The organism is Paenibacillus sp. FSL H7-0714 (genome assembly GCF_038003765.1).
Classification (GTDB): domain Bacteria; phylum Bacillota; class Bacilli; order Paenibacillales; family Paenibacillaceae; genus Paenibacillus_AQ.
In genome coordinates this window covers 4,786,587-4,800,588 of record NZ_JBBOPT010000001.1, presented here as the reverse complement: position 1 = coordinate 4,800,588, position 14,002 = coordinate 4,786,587, and the positions used below count along the sequence as shown (strand labels likewise).

Annotated in this window: 17 protein-coding genes; 14 read left to right on the top strand and 3 right to left on the bottom strand. The window is 40.4% G+C overall.

The features are described from left to right. The first annotated feature begins 96 nt into the window (after positions 1–96). Positions 97–627, top strand: coding sequence for a peptidase M56 (locus NST34_RS21465; protein ID WP_341128742.1), 531 nt, complete (start codon positions 97–99; stop codon positions 625–627). Here the strand turns inward: NST34_RS21465 and NST34_RS21460 are convergent. Then, positions 597–1,145, bottom strand: coding sequence for a MepB family protein (locus NST34_RS21460; protein ID WP_341128741.1), 549 nt, complete (start codon positions 1,143–1,145; stop codon positions 597–599). The genes NST34_RS21465 and NST34_RS21460 overlap by 31 nt on opposite strands. Positions 1,146–1,264: 119 nt before the next feature. On the opposite strand from NST34_RS21460, the gene NST34_RS21455 reads away from it, so the two are divergent. The 12 genes from NST34_RS21455 (at position 1,265) to NST34_RS21405 (ending at position 10,888) form a co-directional block, all read left to right on the top strand. Beyond that, a complete protein-coding gene (locus tag NST34_RS21455) occupies positions 1,265–2,152 on the top strand; it encodes a phosphotransferase family protein (protein ID WP_076286589.1) in 888 nt (295 codons plus the stop codon). A 191-nt stretch (positions 2,153–2,343) separates the two neighbouring features. After that, positions 2,344–2,541: a cysteine-rich CWC family protein gene (locus tag NST34_RS32175; protein WP_197071231.1), complete on the top strand. Its 198-nt coding sequence runs from the start codon at positions 2,344–2,346 to the stop codon at positions 2,539–2,541. Positions 2,542–2,628: 87 nt separating this feature from the next. After that, a complete protein-coding gene (locus NST34_RS21450; protein ID WP_042189883.1) occupies positions 2,629–3,195 on the top strand; it encodes a 5' nucleotidase, NT5C type in 567 nt (188 codons plus the stop codon). 156 nt (positions 3,196–3,351) lie between these two features. Then, the gene (locus NST34_RS21445) at positions 3,352–3,678 is read left to right on the top strand and encodes a PadR family transcriptional regulator (RefSeq protein WP_042189881.1); all 327 of its coding nucleotides are present in this window, start codon (positions 3,352–3,354) and stop codon (positions 3,676–3,678) included. Between the two features lie 6 nt (positions 3,679–3,684). Beyond that, positions 3,685–4,458 (top strand): permease prefix domain 1-containing protein, encoded by a 774-nt coding sequence (locus tag NST34_RS21440; protein ID WP_339797222.1) that lies wholly within the window; start codon positions 3,685–3,687, stop codon positions 4,456–4,458. A gap of 29 nt (positions 4,459–4,487) precedes the next feature. Continuing rightward, a complete protein-coding gene (locus tag NST34_RS21435; RefSeq protein WP_339302227.1) occupies positions 4,488–4,640 on the top strand; it encodes a hypothetical protein in 153 nt (50 codons plus the stop codon). A 152-nt stretch (positions 4,641–4,792) separates the two neighbouring features. Further along, positions 4,793–5,416: a TetR/AcrR family transcriptional regulator gene (locus tag NST34_RS21430; protein WP_339242482.1), complete on the top strand. Its 624-nt coding sequence runs from the start codon at positions 4,793–4,795 to the stop codon at positions 5,414–5,416. Positions 5,417–5,461: 45 nt separating this feature from the next. After that, on the top strand, positions 5,462–7,801 hold the full coding sequence (locus tag NST34_RS21425) for an ABC transporter permease (protein ID WP_341128740.1): 2,340 nt from the start codon (positions 5,462–5,464) through the stop codon (positions 7,799–7,801). Between the two features lie 15 nt (positions 7,802–7,816). Further along, positions 7,817–8,581 carry an ABC transporter ATP-binding protein gene (locus tag NST34_RS21420; RefSeq protein WP_341128739.1) on the top strand — a complete coding sequence of 255 codons (765 nt, stop codon included), beginning with the start codon at positions 7,817–7,819 and terminating at the stop codon, positions 8,579–8,581. Positions 8,582–8,604: 23 nt separating this feature from the next. Next, complete coding sequence (locus NST34_RS21415; protein WP_341128738.1) at positions 8,605–9,636, top strand: aminoglycoside phosphotransferase family protein; 1,032 nt, start codon at positions 8,605–8,607, stop codon at positions 9,634–9,636. A gap of 14 nt (positions 9,637–9,650) precedes the next feature. Further along, positions 9,651–10,139, top strand: coding sequence for a GNAT family N-acetyltransferase (locus tag NST34_RS21410; protein ID WP_341128737.1), 489 nt, complete (start codon positions 9,651–9,653; stop codon positions 10,137–10,139). Next, positions 10,136–10,888, top strand: a complete 753-nt coding sequence (locus NST34_RS21405) for a hypothetical protein (protein WP_341128736.1) — start codon at positions 10,136–10,138, stop codon at positions 10,886–10,888. The genes NST34_RS21410 and NST34_RS21405 overlap by 4 nt, the downstream gene beginning before the upstream one ends. A 23-nt stretch (positions 10,889–10,911) precedes the next feature. Here NST34_RS21405 and NST34_RS21400 read toward each other — a convergent pair whose 3' ends face one another. Together NST34_RS21400 and NST34_RS21395 are read right to left on the bottom strand one after the other, a co-directional pair. Next, on the bottom strand, positions 10,912–12,177 hold the full coding sequence (locus tag NST34_RS21400) for an MFS transporter (protein WP_341128735.1): 1,266 nt from the start codon (positions 12,175–12,177) through the stop codon (positions 10,912–10,914). Positions 12,178–12,226: 49 nt separating this feature from the next. After that, on the bottom strand, positions 12,227–13,138 hold the full coding sequence (locus NST34_RS21395; RefSeq protein WP_076286597.1) for a LacI family DNA-binding transcriptional regulator: 912 nt from the start codon (positions 13,136–13,138) through the stop codon (positions 12,227–12,229). A gap of 311 nt (positions 13,139–13,449) precedes the next feature. On the opposite strand from NST34_RS21395, the gene NST34_RS21390 reads away from it, so the two are divergent. After that, complete coding sequence (locus tag NST34_RS21390) at positions 13,450–14,001, top strand: polymer-forming cytoskeletal protein (RefSeq protein ID WP_341124612.1); 552 nt, start codon at positions 13,450–13,452, stop codon at positions 13,999–14,001. The last annotated feature ends 1 nt before the right edge of the window (position 14,002 follow it).

Sequence of the window (14,002 nt, the reverse complement as noted above, 5' to 3'; positions counted from 1 at the left end):
CCTCACTAATACATATGAATGATTGCTCATATGTTTGGTTATATCTTATTTCCTGATGCTGTGCATGTCAACTAAATATTGATTTAGGGGGATAATGTGAAAACGTCAAAGTATAAAAGATGGTGGTTAGGGGTCCTGATTATTGCGGCTATTGCATTAGTAAGTACTGGAATCGGAATGCTGGTCAAGCCATCGGGGTTGTCAACATATACTTCAAAAGAGTATAAGGTCACTTTGAAGTATCCCTCCGAGTGGGTAGTGGATCCAGAATATGCTGAGAGGTATCAGGGGGATGACGGATTTTTTCAATTATCCGCTATTTCTGGAGAGGGGTTATCCATCGATGAAGTAGCAAACAAGGATGCATTTCATCAACTGAAGCCTTATGGCTCTGATCCACAAATCATTGAACTGACACTAGAGGGGTTAAAAGCGGAAAAGAAAGCACGATTGATTGTGCCTTCTGCTGATCAGGAAGAGGAATGGAATCAACAGGCTGCTATTATTTTGAAATATCCAGAAGCGGTGAAAATAGGAGATTCTTTGTACAATTATTTTATTTTATGGGCGGATATAAAACATGTGGAGGACATAGGTCAGACTGTTCGATTTACTGGAAAACCGTAAAGTGTTTGCGCACGAAGAAAGTCTGCTGGCTTAATTACCGGTATCTCTAAGAAATATTCCAACTGCCATTTTTGTGTTTTTTGAGCTTGACGACTCGTGGGATTATCCCATGGGGGGTACACTCTTAGTGCTCTTTTGCCACCTTCACCTTTATTGGATAATATATCTTGTTTACCTAGCACAGCTTTTGGAAATACAAATTGACCAAAGTGATTCTCATTGCGCGTACTTATAACGAAGAGATCAGCAGGATCTGATATATCATAGGGTTGGATGGGGCCATCTCCAATTCTCTCCCATAACGTGACAAACTGCCCGATCTTTGTAGGTGTGATTTTTGCAACACGGAATCTAATGGATAGCACGTTTATATTAAATATATATGCCCCATAATCAGCATTGTGTGGTTCATGAATGAGGTCAGAGCAATCAAGATTGCACGGGTTATATACAAGCTCTTGGGTAGCAAGCAGATCACTATGAATGATACCTGAAAAGCTGTGATTCTTAAATTTCATCTGTTCAAATCTCCCGGTTGAGTTCCTTAGAAACTCCTAATGTTCTCTATCTTAATGCAAGAATAGGGAGTTCACAACCGTGAACAGAGCACCTTTCCCTTGAGACTGGAGGTAGTCGTATGAAATCCATACATAAATTAATTGAAATTTTTAAGCTGAGTGTTTTGAATATAGAGTCGGTTCCAGAGTCGTTTAGTTCTGAAGTGTATAAACTTACTCTTAATAATCTAGACAACGTATACGTGAAAATTCCATACAACAGGGATAAACTGGTTCGCGAATTTGAGATGCTTGAAAGACTAAAGGGTGTTATACCTGTTCCAAAAGTATTGGATTTCTGGGACGGAGATAATAGAAGTGTCGGTGCATTGCTTCTCTCCGCTATAGATGGGGTGCCGTGTACGAGTAACATTGATCAGAGTCTGGCGTTTCAAATCGGTAATTATCATGCCATGCTTCATGAAGTTACCATGCCAGCGTATGGATGTTATGGATCCGATGGTTTTCAGATGGTAGAGAACAATAGCTGGAGATTATACCTGAAAAATAATTTTGAAAAGTGGAAAGAACCTTGTAAGGAACTCCTTCATCCTGATTTATTTGAGAAATGTATTACTCACTTTGATAGCGTATATTCGGCGTTACCTGAACCTGATGGGCCTTGTGTTGTTCATATGGATTTTCGACCAGGCAATATATTAATAAAAGATAATGAAGTCGTTGGTATAATTGATTACGAGAGCGCTCGTGGTGGTTCCTCTGAAATTGATTTTACAAAAATAAACCGATACGTCTGGGAAGTGAACCCGCTAACACGGCTCCCTTATGTGCAAGGCTACGAATCGGTTCGTCCTTTACTTGATCTGGAAGCTATAATACCGTTTTATAGTTTTTATGATGCTTTTAGTGCGGTAGTTTGGTGTAAAACCAGAGGGATTGAGAACAATAAGGCATTTCTTCAGGAAAGTATAGAGGTATTGCAAAGGTCTATAGAAGGAATGAATTGATGGGAAAAAATGTGAAATGACTTTATTGCATGTTGGGAATTGCTGTGCTTGCTTTATTGAATAATCCTATGCTTGGTAACGCTAGACTTAGAATGTTCAGAGGCGGTTATGAAGGAAGTATTTGAATTTCAAGGAAAAGAAAAGTAAATAAATAGAAGTGAAATGTTTAATCGTATGGGGGAGTAGAAGCTTTGGAAATAAAAAATAAACAAGTTGAACAACGGTATTGTCCTTTATGTAAAGAATTAAATCATTGTGGTGCTAATAGTGGTGATTGTTGGTGTTTTCATACGGAAATTCCTGCAGAACTACTAGAAAGGGTGCCTTTGGAACTGAGTGGTAAAGCCTGTATCTGTCAAAGATGCGTAGAGGCGTTTAAAAAACATTAAATAGAAATTTAACTAACTCAAGACGAAAACAGTAATTATATTGTGTATACTTAAATAGTAATATAAAAAAACATATGGGGGACACAGATGAGAAAGCCTATAATTGCAGTTGATATGGATGACACGATATGCCATCTAGTCAAACGAGCTATATACCATAACAACAATGATTTCCCCACTCATGTACTGAAGTACGAGGAGATGCTTGATTGGAATACGGATCATTTACGTCATCCAGATTGTACACAAGATGTATTCTATGGGCGGCCTGGTTTATATGAGGAGCTTGAATTATTCGACGAGCATGTTGTAGGTGAAATGGAGAAGCTGCACAATGCTTATGATGTTATTATTGTTACGGCGGCCCAGCCCAATGCAGTTGTTGAAAAATGGAACTGGCTGCAGAAGCATATGCCGTTTATTCCCATCGAAAATTTCTTCCCATGCAAACGAAAGAATCTTATTAATTATGATCTTCTGATCGATGACGGGGTTCACAACTTGGTTCCTGCATTGCAGGACGGAAGGAAAGTACTCTGTATTCCGCATCCATGGAATTTGAGAGCCCGTGAACAATATGGATTTCCATTATTGACCTCCTGGGAAGGTGCGAAAGAGAAGATTGATCAGATTTTTGAAAATTCAAGAGACTAGCTGATTTGAGGAGAGTTGCTCACATAGAGCAAATCTCTTTTTTTATGCTTTTTAGATTTTTTTGCCTATTTTTTTCGCAACTACTTCATCTGTCGTAGTAATTATGGTATACTGCAACTACTACGACAGATGAAGTAATCATAGGGGGTACCATTTTTGATCAGCAGTGATGTTATACGTGGTTACAATGATACGATGATCCTCTACATGCTGCTCGATGGGGAATCCTACGGGTACGAGATTTCTAAGAATATCAGGCAGCTGACTCAGGAGAAGTATGTCATGAAGGAAACAACGCTGTATTCCGCCTTTACCCGGCTGGAGAAGAACGGGTACATTGAATCCTTTTATCTGGATGAGAGTCTTGGCAAGCGGCGCACATATTACCGGATTACCCCGCTGGGTCTCGCCTATTACCGAGAAAAATGTGAGGAATGGAAGGTTACGCAGGAAGTTGTAAACCAATTTATCAAGGAGTGGTGATAGTGCATGGAGACGATCATAGTATATCTGGATAATATGTTTGCGGGTCTACCGAAGACTCCGGAACTGGAGCATTTGAAGCAGGAGCTGCTGTCCGGGATGGAAGATAAGTACCTGGAGCTGAAGCGGGATGGCAAGTCTGAGAATGAGGCGATCGGTATCGTTATTTCGGAATTCGGCAATATTGAGGAGCTGACTGCTGAGCTAGGCATCCGTCCAGCCGGACAGGAGAAGACTGTGCCCATGCTTAGTGAAGAAGAGGTTTATGCTTATGCGGCTGCCAAACGTAGCTCTGGATTATGGACCGGTCTCGGTGTTTTTCTCTGCGCATGCGGGGTGGCGCTGTTGATTACTCTTAGTACATTGTTTGAAAATAATGCTGATATGGCTGATAAAGGTTCGATGCTGGGGATGGTCGGAATGTTCGTGCTGGTCGCTGTGGCCGTTGGGATGTTTATTTATAGCGGCATGAAACTCGAGCGCTTCGAAAGTCTAGAGCAAGGCTTTCAGCTACCTTATGCGCTCAAAACGGCGCTTCAGCGCAGTCAAGCCCTTTATGCTCCGACTTATCGCCTTGCTTTGATTGTGGGCGTCTGTCTTTGTGTGCTGTCGCCGACCTTTATCTTCGCAACTTCGTATTTCAACGATGATTTCGCTGCTTATGGAGTTTCTGCCTTTCTGGTGATTGCAGCAACTGCGGTGTTCTTGTTCGTCTATTATGGAAATATCCAAGAAACTTATACGAAGCTACTGAATGAGCCACATATCGATGCAAAGTAGAAGGGAAAAGAACAATTTGTGAGAGGGCTGTGTTGTGGCCTTTGGCGACGGCGATTTTTCTGTTTACGGGCTTTGTCTATGGGCGATGGGACGTTAACTGGGCTGTATTCCCAATTGCTGGCATCCTGTCCGGTATGTTCAGCAATGTGTATCATATTCTAAAGCGCAAAAAAGTCTCCTGATTATGCTGACTGCACATTAAGGTAACCTCATCCTTTGGAGGTTACCTTTTTTCTTTTGTCCAATTTGCTGGAACATCATTGACATGATGTATTAAATGTATTTAAATGGAATAGACCGACGGTCGGTCTATAAAAAGGAGGACTCAGAATAAATGAGAATTTCCAAAGAAGCGGAAGAACGCAGAAATGAAATATTAGATAAGGCAGAAATGCTTTTTTTTACGAAAGGTTATGCGAGAACTACAGTGAACGACATCTTGCAGGAGATCGGGATTGCCAAGGGCACGTTCTACTATTATTTCAAGTCGAAGGAGGAGGTTATGGAAGCAGTGGTCACACGATTCATCGATGCTGGAGTAGACGTTGCGAAGATCATTGCTGCTGATTCAAAGCTCTCCGTACATGAAAAGCTACTACAAATCATAATGGCACAGAAACCTGATTCGGAGAGAAAAGGTCACATGATTGAACAGTTTCATCAAGCTGAGAATGCACTAATCCATCAGAAAAGCTTGGCTGAAACTATTTTGAAGCTAACACCTGTGTTGACAGAGGTGATTGAGCAGGGAATCGAGGAGAGCTTGTTCCACTGTCCTTATCCAAAAGAAACGATGGAATTTCTGTTGGTTGCCTCACAATTTTTATTGGATGAAGGGATTTTCAAGTGGCAGCCGGAAGAGATCATTCTCAAAATTCAGAGCTTTATTTATATTATGGAGACTACGTTGGGAGCTGAAAAAGGAAGCTTTTCCTACGTAACGCAAATGTTTGAGTAAGGTCCGTGCAGGGAGGATGAATGAGACGTAGGGGAGAGATCGTCAATGCTGCTACAAATTGTGAAAAAAGATTTTCAAAGAAATAAAATCATAACGATCGTCTTATTTATTTTTATGATGTTATCGGCGTTGCTTGCTGCTTGTGCTTCTCAAGTCATTATGGAATTGTCCGGTTCTTTAAGTCATTTGCTGGATAAATCAAAGGCTCCCCATTTTGTTCAAATGCATTCTGGTCCAATAGATAACGCAGGTATTCAAAAATTCGCCTCTACAAATCCTCTTGTTAAGAATCAACAAACAGTAGAAATGCTAAGGATAGATGGCTCGCAGATTGTCTTAGGTAACAGCAATAAGTCGGAAGAGAACAGCGTAATGGATATAGGTTTTGTTAAGCAGAACCCATCATTTGATTTGCTGCTGAACTTAGAGAATCAAGTGATTAGGGTAGCTGAAGGAGAAATCGCAGTTCCTATTTATTATATGAAGCAGAATGATCTGAACATTGGTGATCAGGTTACCCTTTCCAATGGACAGTTAGATCAAAAATTTATTGTTACGGATTTTGTTCGAGACATCCAAATGAATCCAGCTATTGTTAGCTCTAAGCGCTTTGTCGTAAATGACACGGATTATAATGTACTTAAGAAGAACCATGGAGAAGTTGAGTACTTAATTGAATTTCAAATCACCGATTTAAGTAGACTTAGCGAGTTCCGGAATACCTATCAATCCTCAGATATGCCCGGTAAAGGACCAATGATAGACTATCCTTTGTTTAAGACGCTGAATGCGCTGACAGATGGGATTATTGCAGTTGTCATTATTTTGGTAAGTATCCTTCTTATGATTATTGCCGTCCTATGTTTAAGGTTTACGATGATCGCGACTTTAGAGGAGGATTATAGAGAGATTGGCGTCATGAAAGCAATTGGGATCTCACAGCGAGATATTAGAAGGATCTATTTGGCAAAATATATGGTGATGGCAGCATGCGCTTCACTGCTAGGATATTTATTATCTTTGGGTGTGGTGCGATTGTTTACAGCGAATATCACATTGTATTTGGGGACTGCTCCGAAAACGATCCTTCAGCCTATTGTTCCAGTCTTAGCGGTCGGTTTGATCTTCGGGATGATTGTATTCTTTTGCAGAGTTATTCTTAGAAGGTTTAATCGTATAACAGTAGTAGACGCTTTAAGGTCAGGGACTGTGGGAGAGTTGAAAGGCAATAAAAGTAGAATGGTGCTGAGTAAGCGCAGGCATATAAATGTGAATGTTTTTCTTGGCCTAAAGGATGTTTATGGACGCTTCACCATGTTTGGATTGTTATTCTTCGTATTTGTGATCTGTCTGTTTATCATTCTTGTGCCAGTGAATATATTAAATACCCTTCAGTCCCCTCGGTTTATTTCTTATATGGGTGTAGGTCAGAGTGACATGAGAATCGATTTACAGCCATCTGATCAAATAGAGAAGCGATTTAATGAACTGATAACGACGCTAAATAAGGACTCCGATATAGCTAAATTCTCACCATTAATTACTTCTCGATTTAAAGTGCTAGGCAGCGATGGCGTATGGGAGAATATTAATGTTGAAACAGGAGATTTCTCTATTTTTCCGCTCACCTATGTTAACGGAGGAACCCCTGAAAGTGGGGATGAGATTGCCCTTTCTGATCTGAATGCCAAGGAATGGAACAAAAGGGTTGGGGATAGCGTTCTTTTGGAGGTAGATGGCACTTCGAAAAAATTGTCGGTTAGCGGGATCTACCAAGATATAACGAATGGAGGTCGAACTGCAAAAGCCCGATTACCTTATGACCCGAAGTCCGTGCTATGGTATATCGTAGCTTTAGATGTGAATCCGAATGTTTCCGTTCAGGAGAAAATGGATCAATATGCAAAGTTATTTTATCCAGCCAAAGTTACTCATCTAGAAAGCTATTTATCTCAGACGCTCGGGAATACGATTCGCCAATTAAAGCTGGTCACTGGCTTATCCATTGCCATCTCGATATCAATTTCAGTATTGATTACAGCTTTATTTCTAAAAATGCTTCTAGCGAAGGACGTCTCGCAAATTGCAATTTTGAGAAGCATTGGCTTTACGTTAGAAGATATTCGAAAGCAATATCAGGTAAGGCTACTACTGGTTTCTGGTCTTGGAATCATTCTCGGAACCTTTGCAGCTAATACCATCGGTCAAAAATTCACTCAATTACTCGGATCTTTTATGGGAGCATCCAAAATACAGTTTGTAGTTAATCCGGTAATAGCTTATCTTGTTCTCCCTCTTTTTTTCATGCTCATTGTAGCACTCACAACCGTAGTAAGCACGATATCGATGAAGAAATCCAATTTATCTAAACTGATTGTCGAATGAGGGTGAGGTGGTAGTATGTTCATATTAGAGACGAAGGGTTTAAATAAAACCTTTGTAACCGGGCAAGGAACCCCGCAGACGGTATTAAAAGATGTTCATCTACAGGTATCAAAGGGAGAATTCGTAGCTATAATGGGGCCTTCTGGCTCAGGGAAATCAACATTGCTCTATACGATCAGCGGTATGGACCGGATGACTTCAGGAAGTGTTGTTTTTAAAGGGCAGGACATTAGTGGTCTTTCTGAGAGTGAATTAGCTGAACTGCGTTTAAATCAAATGGGATTTATTTTTCAGCAGATGCATCTTTTAAAAAACCTGACTATTCGGGACAATATCATCTTATCCGCTTATCGAGCTAAAATCGTTAGTCGTAGAACCATCAATAACAGAGCCGCTGAGTTAATGAAAAAAACCGGAATCTCCGCACTCGCTGAGCGTGATATTACACAAGTGTCGGGTGGACAACTGCAAAGAGCAGCGATCTGCAGGTCAATCATCAATGAGCCTGATATTCTATTTGGTGATGAGCCAACAGGTGCACTGAACTCTAAAGCTGCTAGTGAAATTATGGAGATATTAATAGATATTAATCATACGGGTACAACGATTTTACTGGCTACGCATGATGCGAAAGTCGCTACTCAGGCAGAACGTGTCCTGTATATGCTGGATGGCAGCATAGTTTCTGAGCAATGGCTTGGTAAATTCAATCGCATAAATGGGGACTTAAAAGAGCGGGAAGAGAAGTTGTCGGCTTGGTTATTGAAGTTGGGATTCTGATTGATAGGAAAGGGATACATAACATGGGAAATCTGAATTATAACTTAAATTTCGAAATGCTATGTGTAAAATACGGATTAGGTCATTTAAAAAATGAACCAGAACAGGTAACAGGTGGTCTTCTGCACAGAATGTATCGTCTACAAACGGACAAAGCGCTCTATGCAGTGAAAGCTCTAAATCCTCAAATTATGCATCGGGATACAGCCATGAACAACTATACTCTTTCTGAAAAGGTTGCAAATATGGCTTATCAAAATGGGATAAATGCAGTACCAGCTATCGTGTCCAAAGATAGTTTTATGCATGAATTCGAGGGTCAATTCTATTTATTATTTCCATGGGTCGAAGGTAAGGCATTGCCATCAGGAGGTATTAATATAGGGTGTTGTAAAAAGATTGGCGAAAACCTTGCTAAAATTCATAAGATCGATTTCGCTACACTTCTTGATCATCATCCTAATGAAAATCTTGAGGCAGTAAATACATCCACTGTTCGTTGGAATGAATATGCTCTAACAGCAAAACAGGATGGTTTGGAATGGTCTAGCTTGCTATTAGATAACCTGAACCAAATAAATCATTGGGAACAACTTGTAGATTCTTCAGCGGAACAATTATTGAATCATATGGTGATCAGCCATCGGGATTTAGATCAAAAAAATGTACTATGGGATGAGCATCAGATACCCATTATTATTGACTGGGAAGCAGCAGGACCTATCCATCCAACCCAAGAGCTAATAGATGTAGCCCTTTATTGGTCAGGCTTTGAATCGGGAAGTGTAAGCAAAGATGCTTTCTGCACGCTCATTAGTACCTATCGGGAGCAAGGTGGCGAGATTTATGCTAACTGGTCCGACGTGCTAAACTATGGTTTTCATGGGAAGCTAGAATGGTTAGCTTATAATGTCAGACGATCACTCGGACTGGAGAGTACAGATGATGCGGAGCGAGAGCTTGGAACCCGTGAAGTAATAAATACAATCACTGCTTTAAATGACTATGATCACTTTATTCCTCAGTGTATCGAATGGTGTAACCAAGACTACTAAAGGAGAACTTATTTATGAATGTAGTAAACGCTACTATGGAGGATATAAGAGGATGGCTGGAGCTGGCGGCAGAGGTGGAGTCCCTTTTTGGGCCGATGGTAGATGATCCGAATTTTACTCTAGCGTTAGAAAAAAATATCAGGCGAGAAAGCGCTTTTTGTGTACGAGAAAACAATGGTTCGCCAGGTTCAAGATTACTTGGAGCTGTGTTATTCTCTTCATCCAATGCCCCTAATTACAAGATTGGTTGGTTATCTGTTTCAGCCATAGAGAGAAATAAAGGAGTTGCGACAGCCCTTCTTAACAATATTCTCGAAAGTATCGAAACCCCAGCAGAGATATTCGTTACTACATTTGGTGAGGATCATCCAGAGGGTCAACCTGCTAGAAGATTTTATCAGAAGTTTGGTTTCTTTCCTTTGCAGGATGGGGTTCCAAATGGCCTCGAAGGTGGCTCAAGACAAAATTTCAAGCTGACGATCGCTCACAAGGATTCATTATGAAAAAAATAATTTATTTATCGGTGATTTCATTTTTCTTGCTAGCGATTTCTTTCAGCCCATTGTTCAACTATATCCGTGAGTATATGATTTCAGATCAAATCAATCAGCGTTATGAGATCAACCATGCTGAGAAAGGGTATAACACGTTAAACGTTCAAGAACTAACGGTTGATGATAAGCATATTAAGATCCAAGAAGAAAATACAGGCAGGAAAGCAGAATTGACACTTTGGGATGAAGAGGAGAGTGTCCCGCCTGGAGATATTGTGAAAGTTCAGTTTTTATTAAATGGTCAAAAAATCTCAACTCCTGATGAAATATGGTTGTCTAATCGGGAACGAGGAAGCAGATATTTCTCATGGATAGATATCCTTACTGTTACGGATCGAAAGACTGGCGAGAAAGAAATTAATATAGTCCAAAGACTTACAGATGATAGTCAGCCGATGGAAAAGAGAAAATGGAAAATAATCACGATCTCACATGATGGCAGTATAGAAGAAAAGGTGCTGAGTTATGCTCAAAGAAGTGACAATCATCTAGGGGTGAAGCTTATCGAGTTCTCGGGTACATCACTTATGGGTATGGGCTACTATTCGGATATTACTAAAAGTTATCCAAGTGTATTTTTCCCTCTAATTTATCCATTTTTAACAGGTGTCGTGGGAATCTTCTTATTGATCATTATAGTTGTTCAATTACTGATCGAGCTTCATAATAGGCGCGTTATTAGGAGAAACGGGCGATAACGGTCATAAGATATGTTCTAAAATTACTTATAATTACGAATCACCTTTAACTTGGACAAGGTTAATAAAGCAAACAGTAGTAGCAGGACTCCGATGGAACCCATGACAGGGGCTGGACTGAAGTGATCGGACAGGAATGAAACAGCTGTAAGACCAATTGAGGGCGCTACACTCATAATGGAGCCAAGTACACCGAAGACTCTACCTTGTATATCCTCCGAAACTTCCAGTCTGAGGATTGTATTTATCAGCAATGTACAGAATGAGAACATAAAGCCAATTAGAAGAATGATGGGAATGGCTAAGGCAGCAGTAGTGACGAACGATAACAGGAGGTACAGGGGACCCAGACACAGCAGTCCAGTCATGATAAAGAAGCCGCGATTCTTTAATTTGGAGCCGAGAAACAAGATCATGCTGGAACCAATCATATAACCTAGAGGAATGCAGGCTTCCATGAGTCCAAACTGAAAGGGACTAGAATTCCATACTTTGACGGCCATAACTTGCGTTAGCATCAGTGAAGGCATAAAGAACAAAGTGAGCGTAGGAAGCATGATGATTATTGCTCGGGCGAAGGGGTATCTCCAAATATAACGAACGCCATCCGCAAGATCCTGTGTGAATTTTCTTTCTTCTTTAGGTCCGGTATTCACTCGGTTTGGGAGTGGAAGGGAGCGGACAACAAGAACTAGTAGAAAGGAAACGAAAAATGTAGCTCCATCAAATAATATGGCATCTGCCGCTCCAAAACTTGCTACAAAAACACCTCCAGCCGAATACCCAATCGTCCTACAGATGTTCTCCGACAGGTTCAGAATCCCGACTGCTTTTTGCACATGTTCTTTTCCAACTACAGTGGTAATTGAAGCTTGATACGCAGGGGATTGGAATAATGCTGAGACTGTCGTAAGTCCCGTTAATATTGCCACGATAATGAATGATGTAGAAGACATGGAAATGGTCAGAGCAAGCGTAACTGCTAGACCGCAGCTTATCAAATCAGTGATTAACATAATGGTTCTGCGATTGATCCTGTCTGCGAGTGTGCCTCCTATCGATCCGAGTAAAGAACTGAGCAATAGATTGATTATCGTAATAATGGCAATCATTTTAGCGCTTCCGGTCGTCTGAAGTACCCATAAACTTAAAGCAATGCTGTGAAAGGTATTTCCAAACAAAGAAATGGAATAGGAGCTGAGTAGCAGCATAAATCTCCGGTTTCCCCAAAGGGTTGGATAGGATTGAGCGGTGGTGGATGCATGTTTTGCTAATACAGGATCTGTCATGGGTAACTCTCCTCTCGACTTAAACGCTTAAGTGAATATCGAAAAAAAATTAATCAACAAAATAACGATTATTCTCTTGTTTGGAGTAGTCAGGACGATGTAACAACTCCTGCATTAGTTCAAAAGCAGTGGCTGATTTATCCCCAGTGAATATGAATTTCTGAACGTCTTCTCCAAGCATTTCTGGGCAATTACAGGTACATAGAACAGAAAGACGTGCGAATACCCCGGATTTTTCAACACAACTTCCGATAAACTCATTAATAACTATGGCCTCTTTGTAGATCCCCTCCGATAAGATTGTATTCAATTCTTCCATATTTTGAACTTTGAATATTGCTTTCTCAGGTAAAGGAAGACTATCTTGGATAAAGTTAGTGAGCAGGGAGTTATTGAAGCTCTCCATAATTAAACAAACCTGTGAAAGATCCTCCGGCATTACCTTCCGTAGAGCTGAACGATAATTGTAAAGAACTTGCTTAAACAGCTTATCTTCAATCATGCTGTCGATCAAAATCAAGGGGATACCTTCTACAAAATGTTTGGAAATCGAATAGAAGGATTCATCGTGCACATCGATCAGAAAGACGGCTTCGAGCTTTCTTTCAACGATGATATTCAGAGAAGGATGGTCAGTACCAAGAGAATATAGCAGCGTATGATATCCGGCATCCGTTAAACGCTGTTCCAAAGCACGAATAAATGTGAATTGGGCATAGAGTTTCCAAGGTGGCATATAAGCAGAATTATGGACAAGTACCCCTACTAATCCCGTTTTTTTATTGGCAAGCGAACGGGCTGCTAGATTAGGAATGTAATGAAGTTCTTCGGCAAGTGACAGAATTTGATTGCGGGTCTTCTCAGGAATGGTTTGGTTATCGACGCGGTTCAGAACATAGCTTACAGTCGCAACGGAGACATTTGCTTGTAGCGCGATGTCTTTCATTGTAGTCTTTTTCACCAGTAAACTTCTCCCTTGCTGAGATATTTATTTCCAAATATTATCATTAACACTTGAATAGAGTCAACGATTGACTTTATACCAAGAAGCAAATGATGCTTGTGTTCATTTTTATAATTTGGGTAAATAGATTTAAGAAACTAAATCAGTCAGCGAGAAGAGGTGTGACTCATGGGAACGAATCTTAATCGGGAAGAGAGCGCGCTGTGAAACCGCTTTAGATACTGACACAAATTTGTGAAATTATTCACTTAATTATTAAGAATTTTAATATATAATTAATTCATAATCAAAATTAGGGGGAATCGAAAATGAGACTATTTAAAATGATTTTAGTGGCTGGGGTTTCGGTAGCAGTATTGGCAGGTTGTGGAGCAAATGAGGATAAAGCAACTAATTCGGCGGCAACTTCAGCTCCGGCTGCTGAGCAGACAGATGCTGTCACTACAGCTTCGATCGTGAATCAAGCAGATGCATTTACTAAGGCTGTTAGCAAAGATGGAAACTGGATTGTTGCGATTCTAAATGATGTAACGATTCCTGATGAGGTTGTTGTAGCTGGAGAATTCCGTAATAAAGGAGCCGCAGATGGCGATATCTACCGTAAGATTGCCCTTTATTCGCAAGATGCTGATCACAAGATCACTGCTACTTATACACTAACCGTACCAAAGTTTACAGTACAAAGTGAGAATTTGAAAGTTGAAGGCGGAACGATTAAAGGCGATGTTTATGTAGAAGCGAAAGGCTTTACTCTGCCTGAAACCGCCACTATTGATGGTAACCTCTACTTCGCGAGCGAAGATCTGAAAACATCAGCTGTTATTGATGGAAAAGTGACTGGAACAACAGAAGTTAAATAAT

Excerpts from the sequence above, each read along its gene's own strand:
- NST34_RS21460 (WP_341128741.1), bottom strand. The coding sequence starts at position 1,145 with ATGAAATTTAAGAATCACAGCTTTTCAGGTATCATTCATAGTGATCTG.
- NST34_RS21455 (WP_076286589.1), top strand. The coding sequence starts at position 1,265 with ATGAAATCCATACATAAATTAATTGAAATTTTTAAGCTGAGTGTTTTG.
- NST34_RS21450 (WP_042189883.1), top strand. The coding sequence starts at position 2,629 with ATGAGAAAGCCTATAATTGCAGTTGATATGGATGACACGATATGCCAT.
- NST34_RS21440 (WP_339797222.1), top strand. The coding sequence starts at position 3,685 with ATGGAGACGATCATAGTATATCTGGATAATATGTTTGCGGGTCTACCG.
- NST34_RS21430 (WP_339242482.1), top strand. The coding sequence starts at position 4,793 with ATGAGAATTTCCAAAGAAGCGGAAGAACGCAGAAATGAAATATTAGAT.
- NST34_RS21425 (WP_341128740.1), top strand. The coding sequence starts at position 5,462 with ATGCTGCTACAAATTGTGAAAAAAGATTTTCAAAGAAATAAAATCATA.
- NST34_RS21420 (WP_341128739.1), top strand. The coding sequence starts at position 7,817 with ATGTTCATATTAGAGACGAAGGGTTTAAATAAAACCTTTGTAACCGGG.
- NST34_RS21415 (WP_341128738.1), top strand. The coding sequence starts at position 8,605 with ATGGGAAATCTGAATTATAACTTAAATTTCGAAATGCTATGTGTAAAA.
- NST34_RS21410 (WP_341128737.1), top strand. The coding sequence starts at position 9,651 with ATGAATGTAGTAAACGCTACTATGGAGGATATAAGAGGATGGCTGGAG.
- NST34_RS21405 (WP_341128736.1), top strand. The coding sequence starts at position 10,136 with ATGAAAAAAATAATTTATTTATCGGTGATTTCATTTTTCTTGCTAGCG.
- NST34_RS21400 (WP_341128735.1), bottom strand. The coding sequence starts at position 12,177 with ATGACAGATCCTGTATTAGCAAAACATGCATCCACCACCGCTCAATCC.
- NST34_RS21390 (WP_341124612.1), top strand. The coding sequence starts at position 13,450 with ATGAGACTATTTAAAATGATTTTAGTGGCTGGGGTTTCGGTAGCAGTA.